Source organism: Rhodanobacter sp. Root627 (genome assembly GCF_001427835.1).
Classification (GTDB): Bacteria; Pseudomonadota; Gammaproteobacteria; order Xanthomonadales; family Rhodanobacteraceae; genus Rhodanobacter; species Rhodanobacter ginsenosidimutans.
The window spans coordinates 1,266,598-1,287,259 of the sequence record NZ_LMGW01000002.1; the positions used below are offsets into that span (position 1 = coordinate 1,266,598).

Here is a 20,662-nt window from a genome sequence, read left to right on the forward strand (position 1 = left end):
GAGCAACGCATGACAAGTCTCAATGGCAAGGTTGCATTGGTCACCGGCGCGGCCAGCGGTATCGGCAAGGCAATCGCGGAGGTTTACGCCGAACGTGGCGCGAAGGTGGCGATCGCGGACATCCGCCAGGAGGCGGCCGATGCCGTGGCCGCGCAGATCAACGCGGCCGGCGGCACCGCAATGGGTGTCGCGATGGACGTGACCGACGAGGCCTCCGTCGATGCCGGCACCGACCAGGTGGTGGCGACGTTTGGCCGTCTGGACGTCCTGGTTTCCAACGCAGGCGTGCAGATCATCAATCCGATCGACCAGTTCAGCTACGCCGACTGGAAGAAGGTCATGGCCATCCATCTCGATGGCGGTTTCCTCACCACCCGGGCTGCGCTGCGCCACATGTACCGCAAGGACGAACAGGGCCGGAGCCATGGCGGCATCGTGATCTACATGGGCTCGGTACATTCGCACGAAGCGTCGCGGCTGAAGGCGCCGTACGTGGCGGCCAAGCACGGCCTGCTGGGCCTGGCGCGCACGCTGGCCAAAGAGGGCGCGCCGCACAACGTGCGTTCGCACGTGATCTGCCCCGGTTTCGTGCGCACGCCGCTGGTGGAAAAGCAGATTCCCGAGCAGGCGAAGGAGCTGGGCATCAGCGAGGACCAGGTGGTCAGCGACGTGATGCTGAAGGACACCGTCGATGGCGTGTTCACCACGGTGGAGGACATCGCGCAGACGGCGCTGTTCCTGGCGACTTTCCCCAGTGCGGCGCTGACCGGCCAGTCGGTCGTGGTCAGCCACGGGTGGTTCATGCAGTGAGCAACCCGTCGCTGGCCGAGACGGTAGCCCGCGATTACCGCACCGTCGCGCTGGTGTTGCAGGGCGGCGGAGCGCTCGGTGCCTACCAGGCCGGCGTGTTCGAGGCGTTGGACGAGGCCGGCCTGCAACCGAACCGGCTGGCCGGCATCTCGATCGGCGCGCTGAACGCGGCGGTCATCGCCGGCAATGCGCCCGGACAGCGGGTGGAACGGCTGCGCGAATTCTGGGAGGCGATCTGCCGCCCGCCGCTGTGGCCGGATGTGCCGACGCTGCCGTGGTTCGATGCGGTGGCCTGGCCCACGGCATGGCTCAACGGCGTGAGCGGCCTGGCCGCGTGGCGCGCGATGACCGAGGGCCAGGCCGGCTTCTTCCATCCGCGCCAGCCACCGCCGTTCCTGGGCGCGCATGCCACGCCCGGCAGCGTCAGCTGGTACGACACCACGCCGCTGCGCGCCACGCTGGAGCGGCTGGTCGATTTCGACCGCCTCAACGATGCGCGCACGATGCATGTGGCGGTCGGCGCGGTGAACGTGCGCACGGGCAACTTCGCCTACTTCGACAACCGCCGCGAGCGCCTGCGGCCCGAGCATTTCATGGCCTCCGGCGCGCTGCCGCCGGGCTTTCCCGCGGTGGAGATCGATGGCGAGTTCTACTGGGACGGCGGCATGGTCTCCAACACGCCGCTGTACGAGGTGCTGAGCGAGCGCCCCGGTTGCGACACGCTGGTGTTCCAGGTCGATCTTTGGAGCGCCCGCGGCACGCCGCCACGCGACCTCGCCGACGTGGCCGAGCGCAGCAAGGAAATCCAGTATTCCAGCCGCACCCGCCTGGTCACGGAATTCATGCGGCGGACGCAGGAGCAGCGTCGCCTGCTGCATGACGTGATGGCGCTGGTGCCGGAAGATCGGCGCAACGACCCGGCGTACCGCCATGCCGAGGCGCGCGCCGCCGAGGCACTCACCAACGTGATCCACCTGATCTACCAGGACCGGCCGCACGAAGGCCACTTCAAGGATTACGAGTTCAGCGCCACCAGCATGCGCAGCCACTGGCAGAGCGGCCTGGACGACATGCGCCACACCCTGGCCCACCCGCACTGGCTGGCCGTGCCCGATCCGGAGCGCCCGTTCGTGACGCACGACGTGCATCGCAAAGGGGCTGGCTGAGCGGGTTCAGCTGTCGCGGTGCACCTGCAAGCCGGCCGCTGACTGGTTGACCGGCATCACTTCGACCCGGTTGATGTTGAGGTGCGGGGGCAGGTTGGCGATCCACCAGATGGTGTCGGCGATATCGCCTGCGGTGATCGGGTGGACGCCGGCATAGAGCTGGTCGGAGGCGGTCTGGTCACCGCCGGTGCGTACCAGGGTGAATTCGGTTTCGGCCATGCCCGGCTCGATCGACGACACCCGCACGCCGGTGCCAAGCAGGTCCACGCGCAGGTTCTGCGAGAACTGGGTGACGAAGGCCTTGCTGCCGCCGTACACGTTGCCGCCACGGTAGGCGTAACTGCCGGAAATCGAGCTGATGTTGACGATGGCGCCGCGGCGCTCGATCAGTTGCGGCAACAGCAGGTGGGTGATCGTGACCAGCGCGGTGACGTTGGTGTCGATCATCTGCTTCCACTGCGCCAGGTCCGCCAGCTGCGCCGGCGCGGTGCCCAGCGCCAGGCCGGCGTTGTTGACCAGCAGGTCGATGTCGGCAAAGGCCGGCGGCAGCGCCGCATGCGCCGCGCGCATCGCGGCTTCGTCGCGCATGTCGAACGCGGCGATATGCACGTTTTCGGCACCGTGGCGTTCCACCAGTGGCTGCAATCGCTCGGCGCGACGGCCGCTGGCGATCACCCGCCAGCCACCGGCCACGAAGCGTTCAACAGCCGCGGCGCCGAAGCCGGAGGTGGCGCCGGTGATCCATGCAGTCTTGGTTGTCATGAGCGAAAGCCTGGCAGAAACGTGAGACTCAGCGACCTTCCTTCAAGGCGATCGCATTGATACCCGCGCCGGCCAGCCGTTGCTTGGTTGATTCCAGGTCGGTGGCGGACGGGAACGGGCCCAGCCGGACCCGGTGGTAGGTCTGGCCGTTGACATTGACGGTCTGCACGTTGGCGATGAAACCCTGCATCGCCAGCTTGGCTTTCAGGGTCTCCGCGTCAGCGGCGTTGGGGAACGCGCCGACCTGCAACAGGTAACCGCTGCCCGCCGCCGCTGCGGCCGGAGGCGTGCTGCGCGGCGCGGCGACCACGTCTTCGCTGACCGCAGCCGGCGCATTCGGGTTGCTGACCGGCGCCGTGGCTATCGGCGTGGTGCCGGCCGCCGCCTGCTGCTGGGCCTGCGTGGCCGCCTGCTGTTTCTGCAACTGCTCGGCGCGCGCCTGGGCGCTGATTTCGGCATCGGGGATGCGCACTTCGCGCTCCGACAGCACCGAGTAGAAATCGTATTGCGGCTTTTTCGGCGCGTCGTCGTTGTTGCCCGTTTCGAGCAGGCCCGGTTCGCTGGCGTGCTTGGCGGTGGCCTGCGGATTGGCCTGCGGGCCCTCGGGTTTGTGCAGGCTGGTGAGCAGGCTGCCGCGCAGCATCATCACCATCAGCACGGCACCGACCAGCAAGCCGACGATCGCGTAGCCCCAGGCGGGGAAACCGCCCTTCTTGTTGCGCACGGCCTGCCGGCCCTTGCCCTTGCGTGTTGCCATTACATCTTCTCCGGGGCGCCGAGGCCCAACAGGCCCAGGCCATTTTTCAAGACTTGTTGCGTGGCCACCACCAGCGCCAGGCGCGCGTTGCGCAGCGCGGCGTCCTCGACCAGGAACTGGTGCGAGTTGTAATAGGTGTGGAACGCGTTGGCCAGTTCGCGCAGCCAGCCGGCGACCAGGTGCGGCTCCAGGTTGAGCGCGGCGGTCTCCACGATTTCCGGGAACTTCGACAGCTCGGTCAGCAGGATCTGCTCGTGCTCGTTGTCCAGCCGCGCCAGCTGGGTGAGGCCGTCGGCGAGGTCGAAACTGAAACCTTTCTCCGGCGCCTGCCGCAGCACGCTGCAGACGCGGGCGTGGGCGTACTGGATGTAATAGACCGGATTGTCGTTGCTCTGCGAGCGGGCCAGGTCGATGTCGAACACCAGCTGCGAATCGCTCTTGCGCGAGATCAGGAAGTAGCGCGTGGCATCGCGGCCCACTTCGTCGATCAGGTCGCGCAAGGTGACGTAGCTGCCGGCGCGCTTGGAGATCTTCACCTCCTCGCCGCCGCGCATCACGGTCACCATCTGGTGCAGCACGTATTCGGGCCAGTTCTTCGGGATGCCCACGTTCAGCGCCTGCAGGCCGGCCTTCACCCGCGCCAGCGAGCCGTGATGGTCGGAGCCCAGCTCGGTGATGGCGCGCTCGTAGCCGCGCTGCCATTTGCTGAGGTGGTAGGCCACGTCGGGCAGGAAGTAGGTGTAGGTGCCGTCGGACTTGCGCATCACGCGGTCCTTGTCGTCACCGAACTCGGTGGTGCGCAGCCACAGCGCGCCGCCTTCCTCGTAGGTGTGGCCGTGCGCCACCAGTTCGCGCACGGTTTCCTCGACCTTGCCGTCGCTATACAGCGAGGACTCCAGGAAGTACGTGTCGAAGCCCACGCCGAACGCCTGCAGATCCAGGTCCTGCTCGCGGCGCAAGCTGGCCACGGCGAAGCGGCGGATGGCGTCCAGGTCGTCCACGTCGCCGTTGGCGGTGACGGTTTCGCCATCGGCGACCACCGCGTCGCGATCGAGGAACGCCCGCGCCACGTCGGCGATGTAATCGCCGCGGTAGCCGTTTTCCGGCCAGTTGCTGTCATCCGGCGTGACGCCGCGGGCGCGCGCCTGCACCGAGACGGCGAGGTTGGCGATCTGCACGCCGGCGTCGTTGTAGTAGAACTCGCGCTTCACGTTCCAGCCGGTGGCTTCGAGCAAGCGGCTGAGGCAATCGCCGATCGCCGCGGCGCGGCCGTGGCCCACGTGCAGCGGGCCGGTCGGGTTGGCCGAGACAAACTCCACGCCCACGGTCTTGCCGCCGCCGGCGCTGCGACCATAGGCGTCGGCTTCAGCCAGGATGCGCCGCAGTTCGGCGTGGTACGCGCTGGCGGCCAGGAAGAAGTTGATGAAACCCGGGCCGGCGATCTCCACCTTCGCCACCAGGTCGTTCGCCGGCAGCGCCGCCACCAGCTTTTCGGCCAGCTCGCGCGGTTTGGCGCGTGCGGGCTTGGCCAGCAACATCGCCACGTTGCAGGCGAAATCGCCGTGTTCGCGGCTGCGCGCCCGCTCGATCACGAAGCCCGGCAAGGCCAGGTCGGCGGGAAGAGTGGCATCGTCCTGCAAGGCCTGAATTGCCTGCAAAATCAGTTCACGCAGCTGTTCTTTCACGGGCTTTCAATATCGTGATGGAACCGACAATCCTAGCAGACCGCCACCACCGGGGCGGAGCCGATGCCGCAGCCGCGGTGCGGCGAGGCAATCACCTCGGGTTTTTGCTGCACTGCAGTGGACGGACCTGTGGATAAGTCTGTGGGGAAAGCTTCGCCCGCTGGCGGGCCGCCGGAGCGGTGAGCCGATCAACCCACGATATTTTGGGAAAAGCCTTTGATAATCATCATGGTATATCGACAACCTGTGGTGAAGAAGGCGACATGACCGCCAAGTGACCGTTCCGCGGATTTGTGCATAAGTTTCGACGACTTGCCGCGTCTTGATGCACCCGGAATGCAGTAGTTGGCTGACGCCGGCAGCCGCGGCAGGGGCCGCGGCACGGGATTGGCCGGTCAGATCAGCCCGCGCGCGGCCATCGACACCGGCTCGCCGCTGCCGATCACCAGATGGTCCAGCACGCGTACGCCGACCAGGCGCAAGGCGTCGCGCAGTTCGTGGGTGATCGCACGGTCGGCGGCGCTGGGCTCGGCCACTCCCGAGGGGTGGTTGTGGGCAAAGATCACCGCGCATGCATTGTGCTGCAGGCAGGCGCGAACCACCTCGCGCGGATGCACGCTGGCGCCGTCCACAGTGCCGCGGAACAGCTCCTCGAACGCCAGCACGCGGTGGCGGTTGTCCAGGTAGAGGCAGCCGAAAACTTCGTACGGCAGGTGGCGCAGGCGGGCGCGCAGGAAATCGCCGCTGTCGCGCGGGTTGCCCAGGCTGGGTCGCTCGTGCAGTTGCTCGGCCAGGCTGCGGCGGGCCAGCTCCAGCGCGGCGGCGATGCGCGCCCGTTTGGCCGGCCCCAGTCCACCGACCCGGATCGGATGATCGGGCCGCCCGAGCAGGGCGCCCAGGCTGCCGGCGCCGGCGATCAGTTCGCGGCCCAGCGCCAGCGCATCCTTGCCGCGGCTGCCGCTGCCCAGCAGCACCGCCAGCAACTCCGCGTCGGACAGCGCGCCGCTGCCGCGCGCCAGCAGTTTTTCACGGGGACGTTCGCCTTCGGGCCAGTCGCGGATACTCATCGTCATAGCGTGTCCGGCCGGCGATCGGGGCGATAGCAGACAGCCGGAATGATTCCGGTAAGCTAGGCGTCTGCCCGTCTGTCAGGCCCGCCTTACATGTCTCTTGCCCAACGCCGCATTCTGCTGGGAGTGTCCGGCGGCATCGCCGCCTACAAGTCCTGCGAGCTGGTACGCCGGCTGCGCGATCTCGATGCCGAAGTGCGCGTCGTGATGACCGAAGCGGCCACCCATTTCGTCACCCCCACCACGTTCCAGGCGCTGTCGGGCCAGAGCGTGCGGGTCAGCGGCTGGGATGCGCAGGCGGAAGCGGCGATGGGCCATATCGAGCTGGCGCGCTGGGCCGAACGCATCCTCATCGCACCGGCCAGTGCCGACCTGCTGGCGCGGCTGGCGCACGGGCTGGCCGACGACCTGCTGTCCACCCTGTGCCTGGCCAGCGCCGCGCCGCTGTACCTGGCGCCGGCGATGAACCAGCAGATGTGGGCGCACGCGGCGGTGCAGGCCAACCTCGCCACGCTGCGTCAGCGCGGCGCGCATGTGCTGGGGCCGGCCAGCGGGGAGCAGGCCTGCGGCGACGTGGGATCCGGCCGGATGCTGGAGGCGCTGGAATTGCGCGATGCCCTGGTCGGTTCGTTCGGCAGCGGTGCGCTGGCGGGGCTGAAGATCATGGTGAGCGCCGGCCCCACGTTCGAAGACATCGACCCGGTGCGTTTCATCGGCAACCGCAGCTCCGGTCGCATGGGCTTCGCGGTGGCGCAGGCCGCCGCGCAACAAGGTGCTGAGGTCACCCTGGTCGCCGGGCCGGTCAGCTTGTGCACGCCACCGGGCGTGGCACGGCGGATCGACGTACGCAGCGCCGCGCAGATGCACGACGCCGTGTTGGCGGGCGCGAAGCAGGCCGATATCTATATCGCGGCGGCGGCAGTGGGCGACTATCGCCCCAGCGAAGTCTCGCCGCGCAAGCTGAAGAAGCAGGCCGGCGCGGACCTGTCGCTGCAGCTCAGGGAAAACCCGGACATCCTGGCCGCGCTGTCGGCGCAGGCCGCGCATCCCTTTCTGGTGGGTTTTGCCGCCGAAACCCACGACGTGGCGCACTACGCGCAGGGCAAGTTGAAGCGCAAGGGCCTGGACATGATCGCCGCCAATCAGGTCGGCGAGGGCCTCGGCTTCGAAACCGCCGACAACGCCATCAACCTGTATTGGGAGGGCGGCATGCTGGAACTGCCGCGCGCGGGCAAGGCCGAGCTGGCGCACCAGTTGCTGGCCTGCGTGGCCGAGCGCTACCGGGTCGCACGCGGATGAGCGCGCGCCCCGTCGTCGATATCGAACTGAAAATCCTGGACCCGCGCCTCGGCGACAGCATCGCCCTGCCCGAGGCGGCCACCGCCGGCAGCGCGGGCATGGATCTGCGCGCCGCGCTGGAGCAGCCGCTGACCCTGCAGCCGGGCGACAGCGCGCTGGTGCCCAGCGGCATCGCCATCCATATCGGCGACCCGGGCTGGTGCGCGGTGATCGTGCCGCGTTCGGGGCTGGGCCATAAACACGGCTTGGTGATGGGCAATCTGGTAGGAGTGATCGACGCCGACTACCAGGGGCCGTTGATGATTTCATGCTGGAACCGCGGCCATGCGCCGTACACCATCGAAGTCGGCGATCGCATCGCCCAGTTGCTGCTGCTGCCGGTGGCGCAGGCGCGGATGAACATCGTGTCCGCGTTTGCCCCGAGCCAGCGCGGTGACGGCGGTTTCGGTTCCACCGGCATCAATTGAGTGGCGGCCCGCGCCGCGGGCCACGCTGCGACAACCTGCGGGGGCGGGCAACAACGATGAAGATGGCGAAGGGGATGTCGTTCGACTGGCGTGGGCTGCTGCCGTTGGCGGCGGGCACGCTGCTGCTGCTGCTGGGATTGTTCTGCGGCTGGCAGGCGTGGTTGATCGCGGACGAGGGACAGGCGGCGGCACGCGTGCATGTCGCCCAGGATCAGGCGGTGAAAGCACTGGCGCAGGAGCTTGCCACGCAACGTGCCACGGTGACCGCTGCGGTGGCCACGCTGGATCCGGCCGTGGCCATGCAGGACCCGGCGCAGGCCACCGCCACGTTGCGCCAGCGTCTGCCCCAGGCGCAGGCGCTGGAGCTTTACAGCGGCACGCTCAATGAAGTGCTGCACGCCAATTACCGCGAATTCGGTTACGCCAAGGCGGCGCAGTTGATGTCGGCGCAAACGGCCGATGGCACGCCGCCGGCACAAAGCGTGTCGCACGGCGGCAGTGATCGACGGCTCAGCCTCGTTGTGCCCCTGGGTGCCCCGGATCGGGCGCAGGGCTGGGCCTGGGTCGAGTTGCCTTTTGCGCCGTTGCGCCAGCGGCTGGATGCGATCGACCCGGCCGGCGGCCGCCTGGATCTGCGCCAGGGCGATGAGCGCGGCGACATGCGCCTGCTTTCCCACGGCGCCGCCTCGGCCGAAAGTGAAACGGGCGGCAAACCGGTGCCCGGAAGCGCGTTCAGCGTCGGCGCCGCCCTGCCGCGCGCATTCATCGTGCTGCCGCATTCGGTGCTGCTGGCCGCCTTGCTGGCCCTGTTCGGCCTGGGCGCGGGAGCGTTCCTGCTGTGGCGGCGCACGCGCTCGGTGGTCGAAATATCATCCGAACCCGAGGAGCCAGTAGTGCCCACAGAAATTCCCCAGATTGTCCGCGAGCCGGCGAAGGTGGCGGCCCCGCCGACAGCGCCGGCGCGGTCCGGCGGTGACGCCAGGGCTGCCGTGGATCCTTCCATTTTCCGCGCGTACGACATCCGCGGCATCGTCGGCAAAACCCTCAGCCGCGACGTGGCTTACCTGCTGGGCCAGGCGATTGGCAGCCTGATGCGGGAGCGGGATCTGCACGAGATCGTGGTCGGGCGCGACGGGCGGCTGTCCGGGCCCGAACTGGCTGGCGCGCTGTCGGATGGTTTTCGCGCGGCCGGCATCGACGTGATCGACATCGGCGCGGTGCCCACGCCGGTGGTCTATTTCGCCACCTTCCATTTCGAAACCGGCTGCGGCGTGGCGGTGACCGGCAGCCACAATCCGCCCGACTACAACGGCTTCAAGATCATGGTCGGCGGCGAGACGCTGGCCGAAGATGCGATCCAGGACCTGTACCAGCGCATCGCCAGTGGCGCGCTGGTGGCCGATGGCCAGGGCGCTTATCGGCATGTGGACGTGGCCCCCGACTACATCGATCGGATCACCTCCGACGTGCAGGCCGAGCGCAGCCTGAAGGTCGTGGTCGACTGCGGCAACGGTATCCCCGGCGCGCTGGCGCCGCAGGTGCTGGAGGAGATCGGCTGCGAGGTGATTCCGTTGTATTGCGAGGTGGACGGGACCTTCCCCAACCATCATCCCGACCCGTCCGAGCCGTCCAACCTGCAGGACCTCATCGTCTCCGTGCAGAAGTCCGGCGCGGATCTGGGCGTGGCGTTCGACGGCGATGGCGACCGGCTTGGCGTCGTCACCCGCACCGGCGAAATCATCTATCCCGACCGCCTGCTGATGCTGTTTGCCCGCGATGTGCTGTCGCGCCAGCCCGGCGCCACGATCATCTACGACGTCAAGTGCACCGGCCACCTGAAAGGCCAGATCCTGGATGCCGGCGGCAGCCCGCTGATGTGGCGCACCGGCCATTCGCTGATCAAGGCCAAGATCCGCGAGACCGACGCGGAACTGGCCGGCGAAATGAGCGGCCATTTCTTTTTCAAGGAGCGCTGGTTCGGCTTCGACGACGGCATCTACGCCGCCGCGCGGCTGCTGGAAATCATTGCCGGTGACGCGCTGGGGCGTTCGCCGGACGAGATCTTCGCCACCTTGCCCAAGGGCGTGTCGACCCCCGAGCTGAAGGTGGAAATGGTCGAGGGCCGCAACTACCGCTTCATGATGAATTTCCGCGCCAAGGCGGCTTTCGAAGGGGCCACGCTGATCACCATCGACGGCGTGCGCGCCGACTGGCCCGATGGCTGGGGCCTGGTGCGGGCGTCCAACACCACGCCGGTGCTCGTGCTGCGTTTCGACGCCGACAATGCCGCGGCGCTGCAACGGATACAGGACGTGTTCCGTGAGCAGATGCTGGCGGTCGATCCGTCGTTGCAGCTGCCGTTCTGATCCGCCTGCCGCCCGCCGTGGCTACGGTTCCGGCGGCGCGTCCTCGGCGGCCTTGAGCTCGCGATAGCGGGCCAGTTGCTTCGCCTGCGCGGCCACGGTGCTGTCACGCTCGGCCTGCTGCCGGGCCAGTGCGTTGCGCTGCATCGCCACCACGTTGCGCTGCTTGGAAATGTTGTCCGCCATGAACTTGGGCACCGGCTGCTTGGCCTGCTCGAGTTCCGCGGCGCGGTCGAGCAGGCCGGTGAGCGCCTTCTCCTGGCTTTGCAGGTTGATCCGCGTGGTGCGGATCTGCTGGTCGAGGGCGTCGACCGTTTGCTGCAGGGACATCTTGTAGGAGGCCTCGTCCGGGTAGGCGCTCATCATCTGCGCCTCGGCGCGGGCGACGTCCTGGCGTGCGCGCTCCTTCGCCGCGGCTTCCTTCGCCAGCTTGTTGGCCACCACGCGCTCGGCGGCGGTCAACTGGCGCGGCACCCGCTGCACCACCATGCCGCGATCGTTGACCACGTCGTAGCCGGCCTTCATCGCCTCGGCGGTGAGGCTGTCGCTGTAATGCGGCAGACCCTGGGGGTCGACCCACTTGTAGCGGTTGCCATTGGCTTTCTGGGCGTGTGCGGCCACGCCAGCCAGCAACGTGCCCGCGATGATGACTGACAGAAACTTGCGCATGAATCCCCCCTTTGCGGGCCAGTATAGCGGTGGCGATTGCGCGGGCGGCGGTGGACAGGGGCCTCGCCGTCACGTTTTCGAGTACGAAGCGGCGGTTTCGCCACCGGCGGGTGGGTGCTTCGTTGGGGATGCTTTCACAAACCTTGTGATGACGATTGCACGCCGTAGCGTTCGCGATAGCTCAGCAGACGGCCATGCTCGGCGGCCAGCTGCGGTTGTTCGCCCGCGTACGCCAGTACGTCGTCCAGGCTGGTGATCGCGATCACCGGGATGCCGTGGTCGGCGGCGACTTCCTGCGCGGCGGAGCGCTCGCCCTGGCCGCGCTCCTGCCGATCCAGCGCGATCAGCACGCCGGCGGGTGTGGCACCCTGGGCACGGATCAGGGCCAGCGATTCGCGCACGGCGGTGCCGGCGGTCATCACGTCGTCCACGATCAACACGCGGCCTTTCAGTGGCGCGCCCACCAGAGTGCCGCCTTCGCCGTGATCTTTCGCCTCCTTGCGGTTGTAGGCCCAGGGCAGATCGCGCTGATGCTGGTCCGCCAGCGCAATGGCGGTGGCCGCGGCCAGCGCGATGCCCTTGTAGGCGGGGCCGAACAGCATGTCGACCTGAAGTCCCGAATTCACCAGGGCATTGGCGTAGGCGCGGCCGAGCTGGGCCAGCGCGGCACCGGAATCGATCCGGCCCATGTTGAAGAAGTACGGGCTGAGGCGGCCTGATTTCAGGGTGAATTCGCCAAAGCGCAGCACGTCGCGCGCCAGGGTGAGTTCGATGAAGTCGCGCTGGTAATCGTGCACGGGCGGTCTCGCGGCAGGAAGGTCAGGGGAGGGCGCGCAGCAACAGTTGCTGTGGCCCGCAACGGCCGCCATGGTAGCGCGCGCCGCCGTCGACGAAGCCGGCGCGTTGGTAGATCCGGGTGGCGGCGCGGTTGTCGCAGTCGACGGTGAGCACCAGCAGCCGCGTGGCCGGATGGCGCACGGCCAGATCCTCCAGCAGCAGGGCGACGGCGCGCGCGCCAAGCCCGCGGCCCTGCCAGTCGGCATCCACGAACAGCGAGCGCAACCCGCGCGCCGGCTGCGCGAAATCGCGGCCGGCCACGCTGCGGGCGCTCGCGTCGATGCGGTAGTAACCGATGGGCGCGTCGCCGCGCATGATCGCCATCGGCTCACTGCCCGGGCATTGCGTCACGTCGGCAAGCAGGTCGGCCATGCTGCCGACGCGATCGCGTTGTGCCGGCCGCACACGCAGGCGCAGCAGTGCGCGATGCAGCGACGGTTCCACCGGCATTACGTGCAGGGCGTCCGGTGGCGTTGCCGCGGTGTCACGGTTGTTATGATCGGGGATCACTTTCGGGAGATTCCATGCGCATCATCAGCCTCAACGCCAACGGTATCCGTTCGGCCGCCAGCAAGGGCGTGTTCGAATGGTTGCGCGACCAGAACGCCGATGTGGTGTGCCTGCAGGAAACCAAGGCGCAGGAGCATCAACTGACCGATCCCATGTTTCGCCCCGACGGCCATCACTGCTTCTACCGCGACGCCAGCAGCAAAAAAGGCTACAGCGGCGTGGCGATCTACGCCAGGCGCGAACCGGACGAGGTGCTGACCTCGCTGGGCTGGGATGAATTCGACAACGAGGGTCGCTACATCGAGGCGCGGTTCGGCAACCTGTCGGTCGTGTCGCTGTACTTTCCGTCAGGCTCCTCCGGCGATGAACGGCAGCAGTTCAAGTTCAAGGCGATGGAGTGGATCACGCCGATTTTCGACGCGTGGCTGAAGAGCGGCCGCGACTACGTGATCTGCGGCGACTGGAACATCGTGCATACCAAGAACGACATCAAGAACTGGAGCTCCAACCAGAAGAATTCCGGCTGCCTGCCGCAGGAACGCGCGTGGCTGGATCTGTTGTTCCTGCAGCGCGGCTGGGTGGACAGCTTCCGCTCGATCCGGCCCGAGGCGGTGGAATACACCTGGTGGTCCAACCGCGGCCAGGCGCGCGCCAACAACGTGGGTTGGCGCATCGATTACCAGGTGTGCACGCCGTCGCTGCGCGAGCGGCTGCTGGATTGCTCGATCTACCGCGACCAGCGCTTCTCCGATCACGCGCCGTATATCGTGGATTACGCGGACTGATCAAGCCGAGGCGCGAACGTCGACCTCGGCGATGGCGCGGTCGACCAGGCCGCGGTGCATCATCCAGGCGAACAATGCCACGCCCGGCAGCGCGACGATGGTCGTCATGAGATAAAAATCCACGTAGCCCATGCTCTGGATCAGGCCGCCGGCCGTGGTGCCGGTCACCAGCCGGCCCACCACGGACGCGGCAGCGGACAGCAGCGCGTATTGCGACGCCGTGTAGGAGAGGTTGCACAGCGCCGACAGGTACGCCACCACGACCACGCCACCGATGCCGCTGGCGATGTTTTCAAAGCCGATCGTGAACGCCAGCATGTCGTTGTTGTGGCCCATGTGCGCCAGTACGGCAAACGACAGGTTCGACACCGCCATCAACACCAGGCTCAACAGCACCGCGCGCTTCATCCCCAGCCGCACGTACAGCATGCCGCCGATGAAGATACCGATAAGGTAGGCGACAAAACCGAAGCCCACGTCGTAAGTGGCGATTTCCTCGTTGCTGAAGTGCAGGTCCTGCAGCAGCAGGCGCACCGTGAGGTTGGCCAGCGTGTCGCCAATCTTGTGGATCAGCACGAACAACAGCACCAGCCACGCGCCGCTGCGGCGGAAAAATTCCGCCAGCGGCCCCACTGCCGACGATAGCGCCACACCCAGGCCCTTCACCGGAATGGGGTCGCGGTGGCGGGCCGGCTCGCCCAGCCAGAAACCCACGAACACGGCCGGCAGCACCAGGAAAGCGCACAACGTATACGCCAGCGCCCAGCCCGATGACGCGGCCACCAGCAGCGCGATGGCGCCGGCGCTCACCGAACCGATGCGCCAGCCGTACTGCGACATGCCGGAGCCGACGCCCAGTTGCCGTGGTTGCAGTATCTCGATCCGGTAGGCGTCGATCACGATGTCGAACGTGGCGCCGGCCACCCCGACCAGCACGGCCGCCAGCGCCACCGTCTCAAGACTGGCCTGCGGGCTGACCACACCCAGAAAAACCACCGACGCCGCCACCGCCAGCGCCGTCAGCCACAACCACGAGCGGCGCTGTCCGTACCTGCCCAGCAACGGCAGGCGCGCCCGATCCACCACCGGCGCCCACAGGAATTTCAGGTTGTAGACCAGAAACGCCAATGAAAACGCAGTCACGCTGCGCTTGTCGATGCCGTCCTGGGCCAGCCTCGTGGTCAAGGTGGCACCGATCATGGCGTACGGAAAACCGGACGACATTCCCAGCAGCAACGCGCCGATCGGCGCGGGCTCCAGATAGGGTTTGAGCGAGGCGAGAATGCCCGGGGAGCCACGCGAGGCTGAGTTGGTCATGGACCTATGCTAACCAGCTGGCGCGTCGTTGGCGGGCGCCGCGTGCAACGCACCCAATACCCGCAGCCCGCGTGCGCCGGTAACCGCCGGCAGGTTGCCCGGCAGCCCCAGTACGCGCTGCCGCGCCAGCCAGGCAAAGGCGGTGGCTTCCAGGTAATCCGGATCGACACCTTCGCGCGCGGTGCTGAACAACGCGCGCGGCGCCAGCAACTCGGTCAAGCGACGCATCAGTGCGCCGTTATGCACGCCTCCGCCGCAGGCCAGCACTTCGCCGGCGCTCGAGGCGTGCCGGTCGATCGCCGCCACCACGCTGCGCGCAGACAGCTCCAGCAGCGTTGCCTGCACGTCGGCGGGGTCGATCGCTGCCTGTTGCAGATGGCCGTCCAGCCACGCCAGGTGGAAATACTCGCGTCCCGTACTTTTGGGCGGCGCCAGCGCGAAATAGGGATCGTCGAGCAATGCCTGCAACAGTGCCGCGTGGACGCGACCATTGGCGGCGAATGCGCCGTCACGGTCATAGGCTTCGCCGCGGTGACGCTGGCACCAGGCGTCCAGCAGGCCGTTGGCGGGGCCGGTATCGAAGCCAAGAACGCTACCGTCGGCGCCGAGCACGGTGATGTTGGCGATGCCGCCCAGGTTCAACACGACGCGTGCGCGGCCGGGGCGTCCCAGCAACATCGCGTGCACGGCCGGCAGCAAGGGCGCGCCCTGGCCACCGGCAGCCACGTCGGCGCGACGAAAGTCGGCCACCACATCGATGCCGCAACGCTCGGCAATGACGGTGGGGTCTCCCAGTTGCAGCGTGAAAGGGTGGGGGCCGGCGGGCCGATGCCGCATGGTCTGGCCGTGCGATCCGATCGCCCGGACATCACTAGCCGCGGTGCCGCTGTGCTGCAGAAGCGCCAGCGCGGCGTCGGCGAAACAGTACCCGATCCGGACGTCGAGACGTCCAAACGTATCCAGGTCCAGGGGTTCGTTGCCTTGCGCCAGCGCCAGAATCTGCGCACGCAAGTCCGCGGGCCACGGTAGATTGTGTGCCGCCTGCAGATGGGGCTTGCCTTCTGAAAAACGGACCAGCGCCGCGTCGATGCCATCGGCGCTGGTACCCGACATCAGGCCCAGGTAAAGGGCCTTCTCGCTATCCATGGGGCGTCGCAGGTCAGCTGTCGGAGTTGCGGGTGGGTTTGTCGCTGCGCGCCAGCCGCATGCGCGAATCCAGCGCTTCCAGGCGAGCCAGCTGAGGCTTGACGACCTGTGCCTTGAATTTGGCCAGCTGCGCGGCAGGCAATGGCTCGGGTTGCGGCAGAGTCACGGTTTGCGGATTGCGCTGCACGCCGTTGACGCGGAATTCGTAGTGAAGATGCGGGCCGGTGGCCAGCCCGGTCATGCCGACGTAGCCGATCACTTCGCCCTGGCGCACGTGTTCGCCCACGTGCTGACCCTTCACGAAACGCGACATGTGGCCATACGCGGTACTGATGGTCTTGCTGTGCTGGACCACCACGAAGTTGCCGTAACCGCGCTCCCAGCCGTGGTACTTGATCACGCCATCGCCCGCAGCGTGGATGGGCGTCCCGCTGGGTGCGGCGTAGTCGACGCCTTTATGCGCGCGCATGCGGCCAAGGACCGGGTGCATGCGTGCGGTGGTGAACTTGGACGAGATGCGGGTGAAATCCACCGGAATGCGCAGGAAGGATTTCTCGATCGGCCGCCCGTCTTCGCTGAACCAGCCGAACTCGCCATTGGCCTTCTTGAACCGGTAGGCGGTGTAGCGCTTGCCCTGGTTGACGAATTCCGCGGCAATGATGTCGCCGTGGCCGTAGCGCTGGCCATCGCGGTAGACGTCATCGTAAATCACGGTGAAGCGGTCGCCCGCGCGCAGGTCCTGCACGAAATCGATGTCGTACTTGAACAGGTTGGCGAGCTTGCCGACCATCGCGGCGTCCATGCCGGCCTGGCCAGCCGAGGCATAGAGACTGCTGCTGATGACGCCATGGGCGATCTGCTCGCGCACGTCCATGTCGCGCTTCTGGATGGCCAGCGTGGGCTGCACGCCATCGAATCGAATGGTTGCGCGGCTGGATGCGTCTTTTTCGAAACGGAAGCCGTCGAGGCTGCCGTCGTTATCCAGCAGAAAATCGAATTCCTGCCCCGGCCGGATGCTGTGCAGCGCGCTGCTGGCGCCGCCGGCGGCATCCATCACCGTTTGCAGGTCACTCATGCTGAGGCCGCGGTCGGCGAAGATGTCCGACAGCGTCTGCCCGGGTTGTACGCGCACGGATTGCCAGTTGTCCTGTTCCGGCGCGGCGATGCGGGGCGTGATTTCGGGTACGGCGAGCGGCAGCAGCGCGTGAACTTCAGGCAGTGGCGACGGGCGCATCGCACTGGCCCAGGCGGGCATGATGAAGCCGGAAAGCAAGGTGATCAGCATGGCCGTTCCGGCCAGCACCCAGCGTTCCCGGTGCCACGAAATCGGTTCCACTTCACCGCTGCGGTTGAACGACCAATGCGCACAGCGCTCGTAGAAGTGGGAATGCCGCTGCTGTGCCTTTCGGCAAATGGCTTGCCTGCGCGCGAGACGCGCCCCCCGATTGTCTTCTGCCATGCCGTGCGCCCCGCGGTACAAAGTAACAAACTGCGCGTACCATAGCGGCCATGTGTAAATGGCGTCAACGCCTTTCCCATCAAGGGTTTGCGCGACATTTCTGGTTAACGCACAATTAACGCGAGCAGCACGGTCGGCGACGACTGCGGCTTGCCCCCAACGATCCATCAGAGAGGAATACATGAGCGAGCTGGAGCAGGCGCTGGCCACGATTGCGCGTGGCGCGGATGAAATCATCAAACGGGAGGATCTGGCCGAACGGCTGAAAAGCGGGCGTCCGCTGCGGATCAAGGCCGGCTTCGATCCCACGGCGCCGGACCTGCATCTGGGTCATACCGTGTTGTTGAACAAGATGCGGCAGTTTCAGGACCTGGGCCACCAGGTGATTTTCCTGATCGGCGACTTCACCGGAATGATCGGCGACCCCACCGGCAAGAACGTCACCCGCAAGCCGCTGACCCGCGAAGACGTGCTGGCCAACGCCGAGACCTACGCCGAACAGGTCTACAAGGTGCTCGATCGGGAGAAGACCGAGCTGCGCTTCAATTCCGAATGGTTCGGCCAGATGTCGGCCGCCGACATGATCAAGCTCGCCGCGCAGCACACGGTGGCGCGCATGCTGGAGCGTGACGACTTCACCAAGCGCTACGCCGCGCAGCAACCGATCGCCATCCACGAATTCCTCTATCCCCTGGTACAGGGCTATGACTCGGTGGCGCTGAAAGCCGATGTCGAGCTCGGCGGCACCGACCAGAAATTCAACCTGTTGATGGGGCGCGCGCTGCAGGAACACCACGGCCAGCCGCCGCAGATCGTGTTGACGATGCCGCTGCTCGAAGGCCTCGATGGCGTCAACAAGATGTCCAAGTCACTGGGCAACTACATAGGCATCGACGAGCCGGCCATCGACATGGTTACCAAGACCATGAAGATCGGCGACGAGCTGATGTGGCGGTGGTTCGAACTGCTGAGCTTCGATGTGTCGCTGGATGAGCTGGCACGGATGAAGAGCGATATCGCCAGCGGCGCGCTCAACCCGCGTGATGCGAAGTTGCGCCTGGCTCGCGAACTGGCCACGCGTTTCCATGGCGCAGCAGCGGCGGAACAGGCCATTGCCGGCTGGCACGCGGTTGTGCGCGGCGAAGGCGATACATCGTTGCTGCCCCAGACCGAGTTGTCCGTGCCCGCCGAGGGTCTGCGCCTGGCAGCGCTGCTCACGGCGGCAGGCCTGACCGCCAGCAACTCCGAGGCCAGCCGCAAGCTTAAGGAGCGCGCCGTGCGCATCGACGCCGAGGTGGTTGAGGATGCGCAGCGCTCCTTCGAGCCAGGTTTCGAAGGCGTACTGCAGGTGGGCAAGCGAAATTTCGCCCGGGTGAAGCTCGTTCAGGCCTGACAACCACGCCACCCGGGCTCGCCGGGCGCGTGAAGCTTGCGTGATTGGAAAGAAATATTTTCAGCCACGCCAGTGACTTACCGAACATTCCCGCTATTTCTCTCAACAATCGCTTGCCAAATTTCATCCAGCTCGTATTATTCGCGTCCCGCAGTCGCCCAACGTCGCAAGACGGACCGCCGGGACCTCGAAAAAAGCTTCAACGAGGGTGTTGACGGTAAGGAAAAGCGATGTAGAATGGGCGGCTCACCTAGGACGAAACGTCTTGGGGCGGTACCGGGAAAACCGGTGCCAAGCGAACGATCTTTGACAGTGTGCGCAGGTGAATTGTGTGGACGTCTTGTGTTGAATGGGTCACGACCTGTCCAAGCAATGCAAGCGTCCCACCANCCAAGCGAACGATCTTTGACAGTGTGCGCAGGTGAATTGTGTGGACGTCTTGTGTTGAATGGGTCACGACCTGTCCAAGCAATGCAAGCGTCCCACCAAGAAAAAAGTCAGTAATGAGTTTTGATTGGTTGGGAACATACGCTTCAGAAAGATAGATCATCTTCGGATGGTCGAAAACTTAAGTGAAGAGTTTGATCCTGGCTCAGATTGAACGCTGGCGGCATGCCTAACACATGCAAGTCGAACGGCAGCACAGAGGAGCTTGCTCCTTGGGTGGCGAGTGGYGGACGGGTGAGTAATGCATCGGGATCTACCCTGACGTGGGGGATAACCTCGGGAAACCGGGACTAATACCGCATACGTCCTACGGGAGAAAGCGGGGGACCTTCGGGCCTCGCGCGGCAGGACGAACCGATGTGCGATTAGCTAGTTGGCGGGGTAATGGCCCACCAAGGCGACGATCGCTAGCTGGTCTGAGAGGATGATCAGCCACACTGGGACTGAGACACGGCCCAGACTCCTACGGGAGGCAGCAGTGGGGAATATTGGACAATGGGCGAAAGCCTGATCCAGCAATGCCGCGTGTGTGAAGAAGGCCCTCGGGTTGTAAAGCACTTTTATCAGGAACGAAATACCACGGGTTAATAACCTATGGGGCTGACGGTACCTGAGGAATAAGCACCGGCTAACTTCGTGCCAGCAGCCGCGGTAATACGAAGGGTGCAAGCGTTAATCGGAATTACTGGGCGTAAAGGGTGCGTAGGCGGTTGTTTAAGTCTGTCGTGAAATCCCCGGGCTCAACCTGGGAATGGCGATGGATACTGGGCAGCTAGAGTGTGTCAGAGGATGGTGGAATTCCCGGTGTAGCGGTGAAATGCGTAGAGATCGGGAGGAACATCAGTGGCGAAGGCGGCCATCTGGGACAACACTGACGCTGAAGCACGAAAGCGTGGGGAGCAAACAGGATTAGATACCCTGGTAGTCCACGCCCTAAACGATGCGAACTGGATGTTGGTCTCAACTCGGAGATCAGTGTCGAAGCTAACGCGTTAAGTTCGCCGCCTGGGGAGTACGGTCGCAAGACTGAAACTCAAAGGAATTGACGGGGGCCCGCACAAGCGGTGGAGTATGTGGTTTAATTCGATGCAACGCGAAGAACCTTACCTGGCCTTGACATGTCCGGAATCCAGCAGAGATGCAGGAGTGCCTTCGGGAATCGGAACACAGGTGCTGCATGGCTGTCGTCAGCTCGTGTCGTGAGATGTTGGGTTAAGTCCCGCAACGAGCGCAACCCTTGTCCTTAGTTGCCAGCACGTAATGGTGGGAACTCTAAGGAGACTGCCGGTGACAAACCGGAGGAAGGTGGGGATGACGTCAAGTCATCATGGCCCTTACGGCCAGGGCTACACACGTACTACAATGGTCGGTACAGAGGGTTGCAATACCGCGAGGTGGAGCCAATCCCAGAAAGCCGATCCCAGTCCGGATCGGAGTCTGCAACTCGACTCCGTGAAGTCGGAATCGCTAGTAATCGCGGATCAGCTATGCCGCGGTGAATACGTTCCCGGGCCTTGTACACACCGCCCGTCACACCATGGGAGTGGGTTGCTCCAGAAGGCGTTAGTCTAACCGCAAGGAGGACGACGCCCACGGAGTGGTCCATGACTGGGGTGAAGTCGTAACAAGGTAGCCGTATCGGAAGGTGCGGCTGGATCACCTCCTTTCAAGAAATGACGGCGTGAGTCACTCACGCAAGACGTCCACACAAGACACCTGT

The 20,662-nt window shown here is 65.7% G+C and carries 17 protein-coding genes and 1 rRNA gene; 8 read left to right on the top strand and 10 right to left on the bottom strand.

Features of this window, described 5'->3' with window-relative positions; translation table 11 throughout:
* Positions 1-9 precede the first annotated feature (9 nt).
* Together ASD68_RS12785 and ASD68_RS12790 are read left to right on the top strand one after the other, a co-directional pair.
* Positions 10-810, top strand: a complete 801-nt coding sequence (locus ASD68_RS12785; RefSeq protein WP_056083864.1) for a 3-hydroxybutyrate dehydrogenase — start codon at positions 10-12, stop codon at positions 808-810.
* Complete coding sequence (locus ASD68_RS12790; RefSeq protein ID WP_056607340.1) at positions 807-1,976, top strand: patatin-like phospholipase family protein; 1,170 nt, start codon at positions 807-809, stop codon at positions 1,974-1,976. The genes ASD68_RS12785 and ASD68_RS12790 overlap by 4 nt, the downstream gene beginning before the upstream one ends.
* A gap of 6 nt (positions 1,977-1,982) precedes the next feature.
* Here ASD68_RS12790 and ASD68_RS12795 read toward each other — a convergent pair whose 3' ends face one another.
* The 4 genes from ASD68_RS12795 to radC all read right to left on the bottom strand — a co-directional run bounded on the left by ASD68_RS12795 (position 1,983) and on the right by radC (position 6,247).
* Positions 1,983-2,738 (bottom strand): SDR family NAD(P)-dependent oxidoreductase, encoded by a 756-nt coding sequence (locus ASD68_RS12795; protein ID WP_056083868.1) that lies wholly within the window; start codon positions 2,736-2,738, stop codon positions 1,983-1,985.
* A gap of 28 nt (positions 2,739-2,766) precedes the next feature.
* Entirely contained in the window at positions 2,767-3,495 is a 729-nt protein-coding gene (locus ASD68_RS12800; protein ID WP_056607342.1) for an SPOR domain-containing protein, read from the bottom strand.
* Positions 3,495-5,180: an arginine--tRNA ligase gene (argS, locus tag ASD68_RS12805; protein ID WP_056607344.1), complete on the bottom strand. Its 1,686-nt coding sequence runs from the start codon at positions 5,178-5,180 to the stop codon at positions 3,495-3,497. The genes ASD68_RS12800 and argS overlap by 1 nt, the downstream gene beginning before the upstream one ends.
* Positions 5,181-5,575: 395 nt before the next feature.
* Positions 5,576-6,247, bottom strand: coding sequence for a DNA repair protein RadC (radC, locus tag ASD68_RS12810; RefSeq protein ID WP_056607346.1), 672 nt, complete (start codon positions 6,245-6,247; stop codon positions 5,576-5,578).
* Between the two features lie 96 nt (positions 6,248-6,343).
* On the opposite strand from radC, the gene coaBC reads away from it, so the two are divergent.
* From coaBC to ASD68_RS17310, 3 genes are read left to right on the top strand one after another with little or no spacing between them, the layout of a single operon-like run.
* Complete coding sequence (gene coaBC / locus ASD68_RS12815) at positions 6,344-7,549, top strand: bifunctional phosphopantothenoylcysteine decarboxylase/phosphopantothenate--cysteine ligase CoaBC (protein ID WP_056607348.1); 1,206 nt, start codon at positions 6,344-6,346, stop codon at positions 7,547-7,549.
* The gene (gene dut / locus ASD68_RS12820; RefSeq protein ID WP_056083883.1) at positions 7,546-8,016 is read left to right on the top strand and encodes a dUTP diphosphatase; all 471 of its coding nucleotides are present in this window, start codon (positions 7,546-7,548) and stop codon (positions 8,014-8,016) included. Before coaBC ends, dut begins: the two co-directional genes overlap by 4 nt.
* 56 nt (positions 8,017-8,072) lie before the next feature.
* The gene (locus tag ASD68_RS17310) at positions 8,073-10,382 is read left to right on the top strand and encodes a phosphomannomutase/phosphoglucomutase (protein WP_056607350.1); all 2,310 of its coding nucleotides are present in this window, start codon (positions 8,073-8,075) and stop codon (positions 10,380-10,382) included.
* A gap of 21 nt (positions 10,383-10,403) precedes the next feature.
* Here ASD68_RS17310 and ASD68_RS12830 read toward each other — a convergent pair whose 3' ends face one another.
* The 3 genes from ASD68_RS12830 to ASD68_RS12840 form a co-directional block, all read right to left on the bottom strand.
* On the bottom strand, positions 10,404-11,048 hold the full coding sequence (locus ASD68_RS12830) for a DUF4124 domain-containing protein (RefSeq protein WP_056083889.1): 645 nt from the start codon (positions 11,046-11,048) through the stop codon (positions 10,404-10,406).
* A 134-nt stretch (positions 11,049-11,182) separates the two neighbouring features.
* Positions 11,183-11,845: an orotate phosphoribosyltransferase gene (gene pyrE / locus ASD68_RS12835; RefSeq protein WP_056607352.1), complete on the bottom strand. Its 663-nt coding sequence runs from the start codon at positions 11,843-11,845 to the stop codon at positions 11,183-11,185.
* A 22-nt stretch (positions 11,846-11,867) separates the two neighbouring features.
* Positions 11,868-12,395, bottom strand: a complete 528-nt coding sequence (locus tag ASD68_RS12840) for a GNAT family N-acetyltransferase (RefSeq protein ID WP_056607354.1) — start codon at positions 12,393-12,395, stop codon at positions 11,868-11,870.
* A gap of 14 nt (positions 12,396-12,409) precedes the next feature.
* Here ASD68_RS12840 and ASD68_RS12845 point away from each other — a divergent pair, with 14 nt between their 5' ends.
* The gene (locus tag ASD68_RS12845) at positions 12,410-13,180 is read left to right on the top strand and encodes an exodeoxyribonuclease III (protein WP_056083898.1); all 771 of its coding nucleotides are present in this window, start codon (positions 12,410-12,412) and stop codon (positions 13,178-13,180) included.
* Here ASD68_RS12845 and ASD68_RS12850 read toward each other — a convergent pair whose 3' ends face one another.
* The 3 genes from ASD68_RS12850 to ASD68_RS12860 are packed head-to-tail and all read right to left on the bottom strand — an operon-like array spanning position 13,181 to position 17,102.
* On the bottom strand, positions 13,181-14,497 hold the full coding sequence (locus ASD68_RS12850) for an MFS transporter (RefSeq protein ID WP_056083901.1): 1,317 nt from the start codon (positions 14,495-14,497) through the stop codon (positions 13,181-13,183). It lies immediately after the preceding gene.
* A 9-nt stretch (positions 14,498-14,506) separates the two neighbouring features.
* The gene (locus tag ASD68_RS12855; RefSeq protein ID WP_056607356.1) at positions 14,507-15,643 is read right to left on the bottom strand and encodes an anhydro-N-acetylmuramic acid kinase; all 1,137 of its coding nucleotides are present in this window, start codon (positions 15,641-15,643) and stop codon (positions 14,507-14,509) included.
* A 13-nt stretch (positions 15,644-15,656) separates the two neighbouring features.
* Positions 15,657-17,102, bottom strand: a complete 1,446-nt coding sequence (locus ASD68_RS12860) for a peptidoglycan DD-metalloendopeptidase family protein (protein ID WP_056083907.1) — start codon at positions 17,100-17,102, stop codon at positions 15,657-15,659.
* Positions 17,103-17,283: 181 nt separating this feature from the next.
* Between ASD68_RS12860 and tyrS the strand changes: the two genes are divergently transcribed.
* Positions 17,284-18,495 carry a tyrosine--tRNA ligase gene (gene tyrS, locus ASD68_RS12865; RefSeq protein ID WP_056607360.1) on the top strand — a complete coding sequence of 404 codons (1,212 nt, stop codon included), beginning with the start codon at positions 17,284-17,286 and terminating at the stop codon, positions 18,493-18,495.
* Between the two features lie 569 nt (positions 18,496-19,064).
* Positions 19,065-20,609: ribosomal RNA gene (locus tag ASD68_RS12870) — 16S ribosomal RNA — on the top strand.
* Positions 20,610-20,662 lie beyond the last annotated feature (53 nt).